The organism is Nonomuraea aurantiaca, assembly GCF_020215705.1.
GTDB classification, from domain to species: domain Bacteria; phylum Actinomycetota; class Actinomycetes; order Streptosporangiales; family Streptosporangiaceae; genus Nonomuraea; species Nonomuraea aurantiaca.
Genome location: NZ_JAIWNB010000013.1, coordinates 193,624 through 207,780, shown reverse-complemented (window position 1 = coordinate 207,780; position 14,157 = coordinate 193,624). Strand labels below are relative to the sequence as shown.

11 protein-coding genes are annotated in these 14,157 nt (G+C 69.2%); 1 reads left to right on the top strand and 10 read right to left on the bottom strand.

Annotated features, from left to right (window positions below; all coding sequences use genetic code 11):
• Positions 1-2: 2 nt before the first annotated feature.
• The 7 genes from LDL49_RS29410 to LDL49_RS29380 form a co-directional block, all read right to left on the bottom strand.
• A complete protein-coding gene (locus tag LDL49_RS29410; protein WP_225295542.1) occupies positions 3-947 on the bottom strand; it encodes a carbohydrate ABC transporter permease in 945 nt (314 codons plus the stop codon).
• Positions 944-1,879 (bottom strand): carbohydrate ABC transporter permease, encoded by a 936-nt coding sequence (locus LDL49_RS29405; protein ID WP_225295540.1) that lies wholly within the window; start codon positions 1,877-1,879, stop codon positions 944-946. Before LDL49_RS29405 ends, LDL49_RS29410 begins: the two co-directional genes overlap by 4 nt.
• Positions 1,880-3,292 carry an extracellular solute-binding protein gene (locus LDL49_RS29400; protein WP_372470456.1) on the bottom strand — a complete coding sequence of 471 codons (1,413 nt, stop codon included), beginning with the start codon at positions 3,290-3,292 and terminating at the stop codon, positions 1,880-1,882.
• A gap of 189 nt (positions 3,293-3,481) precedes the next feature.
• Positions 3,482-4,969 (bottom strand): mannitol dehydrogenase family protein, encoded by a 1,488-nt coding sequence (locus LDL49_RS29395; protein WP_225295536.1) that lies wholly within the window; start codon positions 4,967-4,969, stop codon positions 3,482-3,484.
• A gap of 405 nt (positions 4,970-5,374) precedes the next feature.
• Entirely contained in the window at positions 5,375-5,605 is a 231-nt protein-coding gene (locus LDL49_RS29390; protein WP_225295534.1) for a hypothetical protein, read from the bottom strand.
• 10 nt (positions 5,606-5,615) lie between these two features.
• Entirely contained in the window at positions 5,616-6,743 is a 1,128-nt protein-coding gene (locus LDL49_RS29385) for an inorganic phosphate transporter (RefSeq protein WP_308016204.1), read from the bottom strand.
• Between the two features lie 120 nt (positions 6,744-6,863).
• Positions 6,864-8,333 (bottom strand): alkaline phosphatase PhoX, encoded by a 1,470-nt coding sequence (locus LDL49_RS29380; RefSeq protein WP_225295532.1) that lies wholly within the window; start codon positions 8,331-8,333, stop codon positions 6,864-6,866.
• Positions 8,334-8,535: 202 nt separating this feature from the next.
• On the opposite strand from LDL49_RS29380, the gene LDL49_RS29375 reads away from it, so the two are divergent.
• The gene (locus LDL49_RS29375; protein WP_225295530.1) at positions 8,536-9,738 is read left to right on the top strand and encodes an esterase-like activity of phytase family protein; all 1,203 of its coding nucleotides are present in this window, start codon (positions 8,536-8,538) and stop codon (positions 9,736-9,738) included.
• On the opposite strand, the gene LDL49_RS29370 is transcribed toward LDL49_RS29375, so the two are convergent.
• The 3 genes from LDL49_RS29370 to LDL49_RS29360 are packed head-to-tail and all read right to left on the bottom strand — an operon-like array spanning position 9,735 to position 14,137.
• Positions 9,735-11,564, bottom strand: a complete 1,830-nt coding sequence (locus LDL49_RS29370) for a glycoside hydrolase family 15 protein (RefSeq protein ID WP_225295528.1) — start codon at positions 11,562-11,564, stop codon at positions 9,735-9,737. The genes LDL49_RS29375 and LDL49_RS29370 overlap by 4 nt on opposite strands.
• Before the next feature lie 54 nt (positions 11,565-11,618).
• On the bottom strand, positions 11,619-12,845 hold the full coding sequence (locus tag LDL49_RS29365; protein WP_225295526.1) for a hypothetical protein: 1,227 nt from the start codon (positions 12,843-12,845) through the stop codon (positions 11,619-11,621).
• Positions 12,846-12,874: 29 nt separating this feature from the next.
• A complete protein-coding gene (locus tag LDL49_RS29360) occupies positions 12,875-14,137 on the bottom strand; it encodes an ABC transporter substrate-binding protein (RefSeq protein ID WP_225295524.1) in 1,263 nt (420 codons plus the stop codon).
• Positions 14,138-14,157 lie beyond the last annotated feature (20 nt).

Here is a 14,157-nt window from a genome sequence, read left to right as displayed (position 1 = left end):
ACCTACTCCCCGGTGATGGCGCCGAGGGTGAGTCCGGTGACCAGCCAGCGGCGCACGGCGAGCCCGGCGAGCATCATCGGCACGACCACGATCGTGCCGATCGCGGTGAGCTGCCCCCAGTCGATGCCCGTCTGCGTGACCAGCTGGGAGGCGGCGATGGGCAGCGTCTGGGAGCTCGGCCCGGAGAAGACCACGGCGAAGGCGTAGTCGTTCCAGGCGAAGACCAGGCACAGGATGAACGTGGTGACCAGCCCCGACTTGGTCAGCGGCAGGATGACCATCCAGAAGGCCTGCCAGCGGGAGCAGCCCGCGACCAGCGCCGACTCCTCCAGCGACGAGGGCACCTCGGCGAAGAACGCGCTCATCAGCCAGATGGCGAAGGGTAGGTTGAAGGTCAGGTAGGCCAGGATCAGGCCGGGAATCGAGTCGATCAGGCCGAGCCCGCGGAAGATGAGGAACAGCGGCACCACGACCGCCGCGATGGGCGCCATACGCGTGGAGATGATCCAGAAGGCCAGGTGTTTCTTCCCGCGCATGTGGGTGCGCGCCAGGCCGTACCCGGCCAGCGCGCCCAGGCCGACCGCGAGCAGCGCGGAGATCCCGGCGGCGAGCACGCTGTGCACGATGTACGGCCCGAGGTTGTTGGCCCCGCTGAACAGGTTGCGGTAGTTGTCCAGGGTCGGCGAGAAGAAGAACTGCGGCGTGGCCGCCGTCACGGCCTCGGCGTTCTTGAACGACGACATCAGCATCCAGACCAGGGGCACCAGCGTCCAGAGCAGCGCCACCACGATGAGCAGCGTCACCAGCCACCGCGTACGCCGGCTGCTGTCCTCCAGCGGCGACTGGGCCTCGCCGCGCGGGGCGGCGGTGACCGGTGGCCGGGTGGCCTCGCCGGGAAGGGTCTCCGGAGGCATGGGCGACGCCGGCGGTGTCATCGAGGTGCTCATCGGGTCAACCCCCTCACGTCCAGCAGCCGGACGAAGGTACGGGCGATGAAGATGGAGAAGGCCAGCATCGCCAGGCCGATGGCGGCGGCGTAGCCCAGGTCGAAGAAGCGGAACGCGGTCTCGTACAGCCGGACCGGCACGATCTTGGTCGCGTCGGCGGGGCCGCCGTTGGTGGTGACCCAGATGATGTCGAAGTAGCGGATGGCGTCCATGGAGCGGATCAGCAGCGCGACGAGCAGCACGTTGGAGATCGCCGGGAAGAGGATGTAGCGCAGCGTCATCCATCCTCGGGCGCCGTCGACGGCGGCGGCCTCCCGCACCGACTGCGGCACGCTGGACAGCCCGGCCAGGGTGATCAGGGCGATCAGCGGGGTCCACTCCCACACGTCCATGAGCACGACGGCGGCGAAGGCGCTGACCGGGGCGCCGAGGATGTCGCCGCTGTAACCGAGTCCGCGCAGCACCCACGCGTAGAGTCCGAAGGTGGAGTCGGTGAGGTAGCGGCCCAGCAGGCCGACGATCGACGGCGCGGCGAACATCGGCAGCAGCAGCAGGCCGAGCAGGATGTTACGGCCGCGCAGCACGCGGAACAGGCACAGGGCGATGCCGATCCCCAGGACCATCTCCAGCCCCACGGTGAGCACGAAGAAGATGATCGTCCGCAGCCAGGACAGCCACATGTCCGCGTCGGTGAAGAAGCGCGCCCAGTTGCCGAGGCCCACCAGGTCGAGCTTCACCCCGCCCAGCAGCCGGACGCGGGAGAAGCTCATCGCGATCAGGGCGATGAAGGGCACGATCGACAGCGCGGCCAGCAGCAGCAGACCGGGGGCCATCATCCAGCCTTCGAAGCCGACCCGCGGCTCCTTGCGGCCGGTGCTCTTCAGTTGGGCCGAGCCGCGTACCGCCGCTGAGGTCTCCGCCGCATGCGCCATCTAGGCCACCCACCCTCGCGCCACGATCCGGTCCACCCGGGACTTGATCGAACGCATCGCGTTCGCCGGTGTCTCCGCCCCGCTGAGCATCGTGGACAGCTGGGTGAAGATCGCGGTGTTGCACTCGTTCCACATGGGGATCTTGGGCCGCAGACCGATCCGCTCGGGCGTCCAGGCCTGCCGTACCGCGGCGGCCGTGAGCATGTTGGGCATCGACGACGGCCGCTTCTCGGCCGCGCGCACTTCCGGCAGCTCGTAGACGGACGTACGCGTGGGGGTGCCGCCACCGGCCTTGCTCTTGAGGTTGGCCAGCTGCGTCTCGGGGGAGGTGGCCCAGACGAGGAACAGCCAGGCGGCGCCGCGCTCGTTGGGCATCGTGTTCGCGCTGATGCCGACCCCCGTGCCGCCGTACATGTTGGCCGTGGCGACCGGGCCCTTGGGCAGCACCGCGTAGCCGACCTTGCCGGGCAGCACCTGCTCGTTGCTGGCCGCGAACTCATGCCAGTTCGGGCACATCGCCAGCCGGCCCGCGCGGAAGGCGGCGCCGACGCCGTCCCAGTCCCACGTCTTGGAGGCAGGGTCGGCGATGGACAGCAGCCGGTTGTAGAACTCCGCGCCCGCGATGGCGGCCTCGGAGTCGAGCCGGCACGGTCCCGGATCCCGTGCCCCCAGACGGCCCACTTCCTTGCCGTGGTCGAAGTAGGCGCCGCCGTAGGACCACAGGACGTTGCTGAAGTCGTTCATGAGGGAGTCGTGCTGCCTGGCCTGGTGCCCGGTGCCGTACTTGACGTCCGAGGTGGCGTTCTTGTTGAACCACTGGGCGATCCGGAAGTACTCCTCCCAGGTCCGCTCTCCACCCGGAGTGGGGTCGAACCCGAGGTCGTGGGCCATGCGGTCGTGGTACTTGGCGAACAGGTCCTGCCGGTACTGCCAGATCATCGTCGGCGCGTCATAGGGCAGCGCGTAGTACGCCGCGGGATCGACGAACCGGCCGGCGGCGTCCATCTGGACGGGGATGAAGTCGCCGATGCCGCCGGGCAGGCGGGGCAGGTTCGGGTCCGCCTCCAGCGTCCGCAGATCCACCAGCCCTCGCTGGTACGGAGCGAGCACCTGGTAGGGGTCGGCGTAGATCACCTGGTATTGGGCCCGGCCCGAGGCCAGGTCCAGGGCGACCCGCTGGACCAGGGCGGTCAGCTCCAGCGTGACGATGTTGACGTTGATCCCGGTCAGATCGGTGAACGGCTTGGTGTTGGCGGCGATGGCCGCGGTGGGGGCGGTGTTCTCCGAGATGAAGTTCAGGGTGGCGCCCTGGAACTGGCGCCACTGGTCGGTCGTGCCGGCTCGCGCCACGTCGCCGCGGGATCCACAAGCACTCAGCCCGCCGCCGAGAGTCACCGCCGCCCCGGCGGCCATGGCTCCACGAAGAATGTCGCGCCTGCTCGGTTGAGGTGGATAGTTCACCGCCTCTTCACCCCCCGATACCGCTTAAGAAAAGGGCGATGAGACTAGGTTTATCCCTTATCGACATTGTTTGAAAACTCATATGTGAGATTTTCGCGGAAATAAGGGGATATTTTGGCTTTCATGAGTTAAGTAAAATTGTCAGGTTCGGTGCTCCGCGAGCTCCCGAACCGTGGCTCGGGCGCCTTTGGCGTGCAGCGACTCCAGCGCGCTGAGATACGGCCGGACGAACCGCTCGTCATCGAAGAGATCACCGAAGAGCTCCCGATTCGCGATGAACGCCGTAGGGTCCTGACGCTGTGTTCGCGCGATGGCCGTCAACCGGTCCTTCAGCCGGTCGACGACCGCCATGGGCGCCCCCGATTCGTCGACGCCTTCGGCATACCGTGCCCAGCTGGCCACCACGGCGGCCGCACGGGTCACCGTGCCGCCCTTGGCCAGTTGCTCGCGGACGACGGGAAGCAGCCACTTCGGGATCCGGTCCGACGACTCGGCGCACAGCCGCGCGAGCGTGTCGCGTACCTCGGAGTTGGAGAACCGCTCGATCAAGGTCCGCTTGTACACGTCCAGATCCACGCCCGGCACCGGCCGCAGCGTGGGCGTGGCCTCGATGTCCATGTAGTCGAGCAGGAACGCGGCGATCGCCGGGTCGGCCGCCGCCTCGTGGACGTAGTGGTAGCCGCTGAGGAAGCCGAAGTAGGCCAGCGCCTGGTGGCCGGCGTTGAGCAGGCGCAGCTTCATCAGCTCGTACGGCTCGACATCCGCGACGACCTGCACCCCCACCTCCTCGAACGGCGGCCGGCCACCGGGGAAGCGCTCCTCCAGCACCCATTGCGTGAACGGCTCGCAGACGACCGGCCACTCGTCCCGGACCCCGAACCGCCGGGCCACATCCTCGCGATCCTCGTCGGTGGTGGCCGGGGTGATGCGATCGACCATGGAGTTGGGGAAGGCGACCTCGCGCTCCATCCAGGCGGCGAGCTGGGGGTCGGCGAGCCGGGCGAAAGCCGTGAAGGTGCGGCGGGCCACGTCGCCGTTTCCCTGGATGTTGTCGCACGACATGACCGTGAACGGTGTCACGCCCCGAGCGCGCCGCCGTCGCAGCGCCTCGGTGACCAGGCCGAACACCGTGGCCGGGAGCGCGCCGGGTGCCAGGTCCGCGCGGATCGCCGGCGACTCCGGGTCGAACTCGCCGGTGACGGGATGGATGTTGTAGCCGCCCTCGGTGACGGTGAGCGACACGACGCGTACGGCCGGGTCGGCCATCCTCTCGATGACCGCCTCCGGATCGTCGGGCGCGAAGAGATACTCGATGATCGAGCCGATGACGCGGGCTTCGCGCGTTCCGTCAGGGTGCTTCAGCACGAGCGTGTAGAGGCCGTCCTGCGCGGTCAACACCTCGCGCATCCGCGCGTCACCGGGCAGGACCCCGACCCCGCAGATCGCCCAGTCGAACGCTTTGCCCTCGTTCATCAGCCGGTCGAGGTACATCGCCTGATGCGCGCGGTGGAATCCCCCGACCCCGAAGTGCACGATGCCGCTCGTGAGCCGCGACCGGTCGTAGGAGGGGACCGCCACCTGCTCCGACAGGCTCGTCACTGTCTCCCGCGTCAGCGTCGTCACCGCCATGAGTCCCCCTTCGGCCCTACGCTCAGCATGGCCAGCTCCACCGGCTTCAAACTCCTGACCTGCGTGTATGCCCATGAGCACCAGCCGCCGAGGGCCGGGCGGCACGCTCGCCGGTGATGTCGGAACAGGCCGATCGGCCTCGACGTCCCCACCAAAGGCAGGGCGAGCGGGACCGCTTCCACCTCTCCCCAGGCGTGGGAGATAGCCGCTCAGTTCGGCAGGAACGTCATCGAGATGCTGGTGCTCGCCACGCTCATGAGGTGGCTCCGGACACGTCGGTGACGCGCTGATGACGACGCTGATCGCGGTGTGCATCCTCGTCCGCTGGTCCCGCCCTCGGGCGTAGGGGTCCTCGGGAGGGGGGAAGGCGCCACGGGATCGCCGTGGCGCCGGTCGGGGCGGAGGTCAGTGGAACTGCGGGACGATCAGGTAGATGCCGTAGCCGACCACCGCCGCGCAGGCGGCGAAGCAGAGGACGGCGGCGGCCAGGGGGCCGGTGCCCGTGGCGTGCCGCTCCTCGGCCACCTGGCGGGCCGATATCGCCAGCACGCCGAGGGAGAAGACGACCACGACGACGACGCTGACGGCCAGGCTGACGACGAGGACCTGGCCGAGAGCGGCCCATTTGATGTCCATGACGATCCCCTCAGGCGGCGACGCGCTGTGGCTGGGCGGGCAGTTCGTTGACGTTGCCCGCGTGCACGGGCTCGCGGCGGCTGGCCGCGTACAGGCCGGCTGACACGGCGATCGCGACCACGGCGGCGATGGCGACGCCGAGCGTGCCGGTGGTGGCCACGGCGGCGGCCACCCCGCCCACCGCGGCCGCCGCGGGCAGGGTGAGCAGCCAGGCCAGCGCCATCCGGCCGGCCAGGCCCCAGCGGATCTGGGCCAGGCGGCGGCCCAGCCCGGTGCCGAGGATGGCGCCGGAGACCACCTGTGTGGTGGACAGCGCGAAGCCCAGGTGGGAGGAGGCCAGGATGACCGTGGTCGCGCTCGCCTCGGCGGCGAAGCCCTGCGGCGACTCGATCTCGGTGATGCCCTTGCCCATGGTACGGATGATGCGCCAGCCACCCAGGTAGGTGCCCAGGCCGATGGTCAGCCCGGCGGCGGCGATCACCCAGATGGGCGGGGCTGAGCCGGAGGCGAGCGCGCCGGTCGAGATCAGCGTCAGCGTGATGACGCCCATGGTCTTCTGCGCGTCGTTGGTGCCATGAGCCAGCGACACCAGCGACGCGGAGACGATCTGACCGAAGCGGAAGGTGCTGGTCACCGACTCGTGCCGGGCGCGGGCGGTGATCGTGTACGCCAGATAGGTGGCCGTCATGGCGACGAACCCGGCGATCAGCGGCGAGGCCAGCGCCGGGATGAGGATCTTCTGCAGCACCGTGTCGAAGTGGACGCCGCGCATCCCGGCCCCGACCCAGACCGCGCCGATCAACCCCCCGAACAGCGCGTGCGAGGAGCTGGACGGCAGCCCGAACAGCCAGGTGAGCAGGTTCCACAGGATCGCGCCGATCAGCCCGGCGAACACCATCGGAGGCGTCACCAGCTTGTCGTCCACGATCCCGCCAGAGATCGTCTTGGCCACCTCCACTGACAGGAAGGCGCCCACGATGTTCAGTACGCCCGAGATCGCCACCGCCACCTTGGGCCGTAGCGCGCCGGTCGCGATGGAGGTGGCCATCGCGTTGGCCGTGTCGTGGAATCCGTTGGTGAAGTCGAAGGCCAGCGCCGTGATGATCACCACGACGACCAGGAACGTCACGTGCTCCATGTCGTTGTCCCCATCGTCTCGCCGTACCGTGGACGTTAGGCGCGCGTGGTGAACCGGCCGTGAACTCCGCGCGGAGACCGGATAACGAAGTCCGGTCTCCGCGCTACGGTTCAGCGAGCGTCAGCCGGCGTTGGAGGGGCGGCGCCACGGGCCGGTGATCGCCAGGACGTGGCCGGGGGTCTGGATGTTGGCGAACAGGATCCGGCCGTCCGCGCTGAAGGTGGGGCCGGTGAACTCGCTGTCGTTGAGGTCGTTGCGCGCCATCGGGTACGCCTTGCCCTGCGCGGTGACGCCCACCAGGTGCTGGATGCCCTCTCCGTCCTCGGCGAGGATCACTCCGCCGTACGGCGAGACGGTGATGTTGTCCGGCCCGTCGTAGTTCGTGTCCTGGGTGGGGTCGGGGTTGACGCCGAAAATGGTCTTTAGCGTGACCGTCTGGTGGCGCGGGTCGTAGAACCACACCTGGCCGTCGTGCTCGTTGACGCTGCCGTCGGTATGGCGGGCGTAGCTGGCGACGAAGTAGGCGCCGCCGTCCGCCCACCAGGCGCCCTCCAGCTTGCGGCTGCGGGTGATCTGGTCGTTGGGGAGCTGGGTGCGTACGGACTGGACGCGCGCGTCGCGTTCGGGCACCTCCACCCACCGGACCTGGTAGCGGGTGCCGGGGGAGGTGGCCTCCGACAGGTCGGCGACGTGCGTGCCGTCGCGATAGCAGCTCAACGCCTCCAGCTTGCCCGCCGTCGCACCGCCGTCGGACAGGGCCAGCTCCCGCAGCGCGCCCTTGCCGCCGTGGAACCCTCTCGGCGGCGTCCAGCGGTAGTAGAGCCCGTTCGGGCCGGAGGCGTCCTCGGTCAGGTAGATCGCCGACGTCCGCGGGTCGACGGCGACGGCCTCGTGCGAGTAACGGCCGAGGAACTTCAGCGGCACCGGGTCCTGGTTGGCCTTCCGGTCGAACGGGTCGACCTCGAAGACGTACCCGTGGTCCTTCTGGAAGGCGCCACCGGCCCGCTGCTCGGTCTCCTCGCAGGTCAGCCAGGTGTTCCAGGGGGTCTTGCCGCCCGCGCAGTTGTTGTGCGTGCCGGCCAGGCTGACGTATTCGCGGATCCGTACGCCGTGCGCGTCCACGTCGATGTTGGTGGTGCCACCGCCCGCGCCCGGATCGTAGGTGAGGCCGGGCAGCGCGGGCACCCGGTACGGCTCGCTGCCGCCGATCTCGTGGTTGTTGACCAGCGTGGCGCCACCTCTGCCACGCCCGACCTCTGCGTCCACCCCTTCGCTGTCCGCTCCCTCATCTTCGAACCCGGCGCCCTTGCCACGGGTGAAGCTCGCCGTCCCGTCCGCGTCGCTCGGCGTCGGCTCGCCGCTCTCCAGCAGCGTCACCCCCGCCTCCGCGACGATCTTGTACGAGAATCCGGCGGGCAGGGCCAGCACCCCGGCCGGATCGGCGACCAGTGGGCCGTAGCCGAGCGGGGGCCGCGTGGCCGCGAACGCGGCGGGCCCGGCGATCGCCTCGATGCTGCCGGCGAACACTATGCCGAGGCCACCGGCGGCGCTGCGGCCGAGGAAGGAACGGCGAGAGACAGGTGCGGACATGGGACATCGCCTCCAACGTTGACGTCTGCAGGAGCCGACCCAATTGCGTCGCGGGAACGGGCGGCACCCCGCACTCCGTCCTTATGGTGAACGCTCAAGGAAGAACCGGCATCCCGATCGATCGGGTTGATCGCCCGAAAGTGAATGATGCGTACGCACTGCGTTTGGGACCGCGTCATGTGGCGCTCCTAGCGTGCCGGTCATGAAACGCATCTCCCTCGCGGTGGGCGCGGCCCTGCTGGCCGCGAGCCTCGCCCCCTTGACCGGTCCCGCGTCCTACGCCGCCGCACGGGACGACGCGCGGGACGGCGCGGGCCGCGCCACGCTGACCGGGTTCGCCGCGCTCCCGGCGCAGACGTTCGTGCCCGGCAGCGAGCCCTCCGGTTCCCTGATCGGCACCACCCCGATCAACGGCGTCACCCCGCCCTTCGCCGGTCAGCCGGTCCAGGGGTTCAGCGGCATCGTCTGGCGCGGCGACGGGACCTTCGACGTGCTGTCCGACAACGGGTACGGCGGCAAGAACAACAGCGCCGACTTCCTGCTGCGCGTGCACCGAATCAGGCCGGACGTCAAGGCGGGCACCGTACGGGTGCTGGGCGGCTTCAACCTGTCAGACCCGCGTGGCCGGGTCTCGTGGCCGCTGACCAGGGCCGACCGGGTGCTCACCGGTGCCGACTTCGACGTGGAGTCGATCGTCCGGGCGGCGGACGGCACGTACTGGATCGGCGATGAGTTCGGCCCGTTCCTGCTGCACTTCTCCGCCACCGGCACGCTGCTGGAGGCGCCGATCGAGCTGCCCGGCGTCAAGGCGCCGGAGAACCCGACCCTCAACGGGGCGACGCCGAATCTGGCCGGCAGCAAGGGCTTCGAGGGCATGGCGCGTTCCGCCGACGGCCGGTGGCTCTACCCGCTGCTGGAGGGCACGGTCAGCGGAGATCCGGCGGGCACGCTGCGGCTGAACGAGTTCGACGTCCGCAGGCGGGCGTACACCGGCAAGCGCTGGACGTACGAGCTGGACAGCCCCTCCAACGCGATCGGCGACGCCATCGCGGTGGACGAGCACCGCTTCCTCATCATCGAGCGGGACAACGAGCAGGGCGACGCGGCCAAGCTCAAGCGCGTCTACCTGGCCGACACCCGCGACCGCGACCACGACGGCGCGCTGGACAAGACGCTCGCCGCCGACCTGCTGGACCTGGCCAACCCCAAGGGCCTGGGCGGGTTCGGGGAGACCTTCCACTTCCCGTTCCAGACCATCGAGGACGTCGTGATCCTCGACGACCGTACGCTCGGCATCCTCAACGACAACAACTTCCCGTTCTCGTCCGGACGGACGGCGGGGCAGCCGGACAACGACGAGTTCATCACCGTCCGCCTGCCCTTCCGCCTGCACGAAAGGAACTAGCCGAGGGCGTGGTCGAGGTTGAAGGCGGCGCTGATGAGGGCCAGGTGGGTGATGGCCTGCGGGAAGTTGCCGAGTTGCTCGCCGGTGTGTCCGATCTCTTCCGCGTACAGCCCCAGGTGGTTGGCGTAGGTGAGCATCTTCTCGAAGGCCAGGCGGGCCTCGTCGACGCGGCCGGCGCGGGCCAGGGCTTCGACGTACCAGAACGAGCAGATCGAGAACGTGCCCTCCGGTCCCACCAGACCGTCCGGGCTGGCTTCGGGGTCGTAGCGGTAGACCAGCGAGTCGGAGACCAGCCCGGTGCCGAGGGCGTCGAGGGTGGACAGCCACTTGGGGTCCGTGGGGGAGACGAACTTGGCCAGCGGCATCATCAGGATGGACGCGTCCAGGACATCGTCGTCGAAGTGCTGGACGAACGCCTGCAGCGAGGTCGACCAGCCGTGCTTCATGATCTGGTGGTAGATCGTGTCGCGGGCCCGCCGCCAGCGCGGTATGTCGGCGGGGAGCCCCCGATGGGCGGCCATGCGCATGGCGCGTTCGATGGCCACCCAGCACATCAGCCGTGAGTAGACGAAGTCCTTGCGCCCGCCGCGGGTCTCCCAGATGCCTTCGTCGGGCTGGTCCCAGTTCTCGCAGACCCAGTTCACCAGCGTGCAGACCTGTTCCCAGCGGTCGCTGGAGATGGGGTTGCCCCATTTGTTGTAGAGGTAGATGGAGTCGAGGAGTGCTCCATAGATGTCCAGCTGGAGTTGGTTGGCGGCGGCGTTGCCCACGCGTACCGGCGCGGACCCCCGGTAGCCCTCCAGGTGGCTCAACTCGGATTCGGGCAGGTCGCTGCGTCCGTCGATGCCGTACATGATCTGCAGCGGGCCCGTACTGCTGACGCCGGTGAGCGGGACGTGGGTGGACAGGAAGCCCATGAAGGCTTCGGCCTCCTCGGTGAAGCCGAGCCTGAGCAGCGCGTACACGCAGAACGCGGCGTCGCGTACCCATACATAGCGGTAGTCCCAGTTGCGCCCGCCCTTGACCTGCTCGGGCAGGCTGGTCGTGGGCGCGGCGACGATGCCGCCGGTCGGCGCGTAGGTGAGCAGCTTCAGCGTGAGGGCCGAACGGTGGACGACCTCCCGCCACCTGCCTCGGTAGCGGGAGGCGGACAGCCACTTCCGCCAGAACCGTACCGTGGCGGCGAACTGATCCTCGGCCTCCGCGATCGGGCAGGGTCGCGGGGTGATCCCGTCGCCGACCCGGTCGAGGGCGAACACCGCGTGCTCGCCCTCCTTGAGCTCGAAGCGCGCCCAGGCGTCCCGTCCGTCGGTGTCGATGGGCACGCTGGCGGACAGCGCGAGGGACAGGGACTCCGACTCGAACGTCGTCCGTGACCCCTGCTGATGGACCGTGTGGGGCACCCTGGCGTAGTCGAACCGGGGCGCCACCCGGGCGCGGAACGGCAGGGCGCCGCGTACGCAGGCCACCCGGCGGATCAGCCGGTGCCGGTCCGCCTCGTCGGAGCCTTCCTCGATCGGCATGAAGTCCTGGATCTCGCCCACCCCGTCGACGGCGAAGAAACGGGTGATCAGCACATTGGTGTCGGGGAAGTAGAACTGCTTGGTCTTCGCCAGGGTGTCGGCGAACAGCTCGAACGACCCGCCCTTGTCGGCGTCCAGGATCGAGGCGAACACGCTAGGGGCGTCGAAGCTCGGGCAGCAGTACCAGTCGATCGTGCCGTTGGTGCCCACGAGCGCGACCGTGCGCAGGTCACCGATCAACCCGTGCTCTCCGATCGGCAGGTACCGCGAGTCCTCGGGGTAGCCGCCTGGCCCAGCCGTCATATCCGTTCTCTGCCACGATTGCGGAAAAGTATGCAGATCAGGGCACTGACGCGCCTATGGAGTGGAAAGTCCGTTTTCCCCCTTCCTGATCACCTCAAGGGTGGCCGTCAGTTCGGATTCTGGGATGAAATGCCCGAACGTGTCGTTGGCGAAGAAGGAGACGCCGGCCACTGACGCGGCGTGCGCGGCCAGGACCTCCCGCTGGTAGAGGTAGGTGCGCCGGTCGTCGAGATAGGTGCGATACCAGTACCAAGGGTCGACGAAGTCCAGGCCGAGCAGCGGGCGCGGCCCGCCCAGCGCGGCCTTGCTCAGCAGATTGGGCACGATCTCGGTCCGCTCGACCAGCACGGCGAACGTGCTGACCAGGATCGCGTCGAGAGACCGGTAGGCGGCGTCGGTCATGCCCCACGCCGCCCGCTCCACCTCGGCCCGCCAGTACGTGTCCATCCAATAGACGAGGCGCTCGCCCATGGCCTCGCGCATCCGCAGGAAGAACCGCTCGATGCCGGCCGACCGCTCGGGGGTGAGCGGTGGCGCTTGATCCGGGTGCCAGAAGCCGAGCAGCCCGAACTGGTTGCCGAGCATGACCCCGTCCAGCCCGAAGTCGGTCACGAACGCGGCCGTCTGGGCGGCGACGAAGTCTCCGGCGGGCAGCCCGTGAGGGATGCCACCGGCGAAGGCGGCGTACGGGCGCGAGTCGGCCGAGAGCGGCGCCGTCACGTCGATCACGCCCGGGACCAGGTGGCCGCCGGCGTCCGCGGTGCCGCCCGCCGCCTCCGGGTGCCGGATGGTCTTCCACTCGCTGCGACAGAATTCCGGGCCCGGCTCCAGGTATTCCAGCAGGTTCACCCGCAGCCCGCGCCGCCCGGCCTCGGCCCGTACGGCCGCGTAGATCCCGGCCAGCGTCCGGTAGTCCATCGGCTGCTCGGAGAGGACGAACATCGGCCCCGCCGAGTACGGGTTGGCCGAGCGTTCGCCGCCGTCGCGTACCCGGGCCAGCCAGTCCCGGTTGTGCGTCCTGGTCATGGCGGCCGGTCCGTCAGGGCCGAGCGCGAAGCAGTTGTACCGGGCCCAGTCGAAGCGGTCGTCCCATGCCTGCCGGCCCGCGTAGTCGAGCACGTGATCGCCGTTGCCCGCGCAGAACACGACCGTGACCGGCCGGTCCACCAGCCAGTCGGCATGGTGGTCGAAGAACGCCGCTATCCCGGGCACCGGGTCGCGGAGGTCGTCGAAGATCTTGGGCGTGATCCACAGGCACGCCTCCGTCTGGTCGAGCGTCATGGGTTCCTTCACAGGTGGGGGAGGGGAAGTCACTTGGCGGCGGCGAACGCCTTGTCCATGCGGGTCAGCACCGTGGGCACGTCCACCGTCCCGTTGAACAGCTCCTGGATCGACGTCAGGTGCTCCTGCTGGACCTTCGGGTTGGGCCAGCCCTGGTCCGGATAGGCAGTGGACCGGCCGGCCTTGACCGCGTCGAGCACCGGCTGCTGGAGCGCGTCGGCCTTGAAGCTCGCGGCCGACAGCGCGGGGCTGCTGCCCGAGACGGTGGCGTACAACGCCTGACCCTCCGGGGAGGCGAGGAACTCCATGAACTTCCTGGCCAGCGCCGGGTTCTTGGCCTTGGCGTTGACGCCGTAGACGATGCCCACCGACACCGGCAGGTAGGTGCCGTCGGCGCTGTCGGTGGCGGGGAACGGCGTCATCGAGAACGTGGTGCCCTGGGCGCCGTACTTGAGCGCGGACTGCACCGCCGACAGGACGTGCACCACGCCCAGGGCCTTGCCCTGGCCGAACATCTGCATCTGCTCGTCGTAGCCGACGCCGTTGGGGCTGTCGTTGAAGCAGCCCTCCTCGCGCATCCGCAGGTACTTCTCCAGCGCCTGCTTCCACTCGGAGGCGGCGAAGGTGGCCTTGCCCTCCTTCTGCTGCTGGGTGAAGCCGGGGTTGGGGCCGTAGACGAGGGAGGCGGTCAGCGCGTACGGCACGAGCTGCGTCACCCAGGCCGACTTCAGGCCGAGCCCGAACGCCACCACGCTCTTGGCCTTCGCGTCCTTGCAGAACTTCAGCACCTCGGGCCACGTCGTCGGCTTGGCCAGCCCGCTGGCCCGCAGCGCCTGGTCGTTCCACACCGCGCCGATGGCCCCGATCGTCACCGGGACGGCCACCACCTTGCCGGCCGGGTCGCTGGTGACGGCCTTGAGGTCCGCGCTCAGACCGCCCGCCCAGCCCTCGCCGGACAGGTCCATCAGCATGCCGTCCTTGCCCAGGTCGCGAACGGCCATCGTGTTGCCGCCGCCGGGCCACATGCGGAACACGTCGGGTGCGGTCCCCGAGGCGAGCTGGGTACGGATCTGCTGCTGGTAGGCCGCGTCGTCCTCGGTGTAGATCGTCTTCACGGTGACGCCGGGGTTGGCCTTCTCGAACGCCGCCACCGCGGCCTTGGCCGGTCCCTGGCCCGCGGCGGCCAGCGTCAGCACCTTGTCCGCGGCGGCGGCGCTGGTGGAGCCGCCCCCCGAGGTCGAGCAGGCGGCGACTGCGGTGGCCAGGCAGCAGAGGGATGCGAACGTTTTCATCGACTTCATGACAGACTCCA

Excerpts from the sequence above, each read along its gene's own strand:
- LDL49_RS29410 (WP_225295542.1), bottom strand. The coding sequence starts at position 947 with ATGAGCACCTCGATGACACCGCCGGCGTCGCCCATGCCTCCGGAGACC.
- LDL49_RS29405 (WP_225295540.1), bottom strand. The coding sequence starts at position 1,879 with ATGGCGCATGCGGCGGAGACCTCAGCGGCGGTACGCGGCTCGGCCCAA.
- LDL49_RS29400 (WP_372470456.1), bottom strand. The coding sequence starts at position 3,292 with ATGGCCGCCGGGGCGGCGGTGACTCTCGGCGGCGGGCTGAGTGCTTGT.
- LDL49_RS29395 (WP_225295536.1), bottom strand. The coding sequence starts at position 4,969 with ATGGCGGTGACGACGCTGACGCGGGAGACAGTGACGAGCCTGTCGGAG.
- LDL49_RS29390 (WP_225295534.1), bottom strand. The coding sequence starts at position 5,605 with ATGGACATCAAATGGGCCGCTCTCGGCCAGGTCCTCGTCGTCAGCCTG.
- LDL49_RS29385 (WP_308016204.1), bottom strand. The coding sequence starts at position 6,743 with ATGGAGCACGTGACGTTCCTGGTCGTCGTGGTGATCATCACGGCGCTG.
- LDL49_RS29380 (WP_225295532.1), bottom strand. The coding sequence starts at position 8,333 with ATGTCCGCACCTGTCTCTCGCCGTTCCTTCCTCGGCCGCAGCGCCGCC.
- LDL49_RS29375 (WP_225295530.1), top strand. The coding sequence starts at position 8,536 with ATGAAACGCATCTCCCTCGCGGTGGGCGCGGCCCTGCTGGCCGCGAGC.
- LDL49_RS29370 (WP_225295528.1), bottom strand. The coding sequence starts at position 11,564 with ATGACGGCTGGGCCAGGCGGCTACCCCGAGGACTCGCGGTACCTGCCG.
- LDL49_RS29365 (WP_225295526.1), bottom strand. The coding sequence starts at position 12,845 with ATGACGCTCGACCAGACGGAGGCGTGCCTGTGGATCACGCCCAAGATC.
- LDL49_RS29360 (WP_225295524.1), bottom strand. The coding sequence starts at position 14,137 with ATGAAAACGTTCGCATCCCTCTGCTGCCTGGCCACCGCAGTCGCCGCC.